This window comes from Bacillus sp. LR--39 (assembly GCF_053613335.1).
Genome location: NZ_JBSIOT010001199.1, coordinates 1 through 603, shown reverse-complemented (window position 1 = coordinate 603; position 603 = coordinate 1). Strand labels below are relative to the sequence as shown.

The window sequence follows — 603 nt, the reverse complement described above, 5'->3', positions numbered from 1 at the left end:
CAAAAATTGAAACCCAAATCTATAAAATGGATCCTGACAATCTGTTCAAACGCAAGGAGCATGCCGATGTGAGAAGCCATTTTATGTGAAGGGCTTAGTCGGCCAGTCTGCCATGAGCTACGGTTCTCTTGGAGAACGGGCTGTTACGGCGCTCTCAAAAGGGCTCCATCAGGCAGGCGGAACCTGGATGAATACAGGTGAAGGAGGATTGTCTGAGTATCACTTAAAGGGCGGCGCCGATATCATTTGCCAAATCGGACCGGGCCTATTCGGCGTACGCAAAAGAAACGGGGAATTTTCGTGGGAGGAATTTAAAAGAAAAAGCAGGATTGACCAGATTAAAGCGTTTGAGCTAAAGCTGGCACAAGGAGCGAAAACCCGCGGCGGCCATGTGGACGGCGCCAAAGTATCAGAGGAAGTGGCAGATATTCGGAATGTCGAACCTGGAAAGTCGATTGACAGCCCGAACCGCTTTTATGAATTCTCAAACCCTCCTGAAATGCTCGACTTTATTGAAAAACTTAGAGATGTCGGACAAAAGCCAGTCGGCATCAAACTGGTCGCAGGGCATCCTGAAGAATTGGATGAGCTTTTCTCTTATAT

The 603-nt window shown here is 47.9% G+C and carries 1 pseudogene; it reads left to right on the top strand.

The annotated features are described in order from the left end of the window. Nucleotides 1–603, top strand: a pseudogene (locus ACWHAR_RS29410) (glutamate synthase-related protein); the annotation flags it as partial.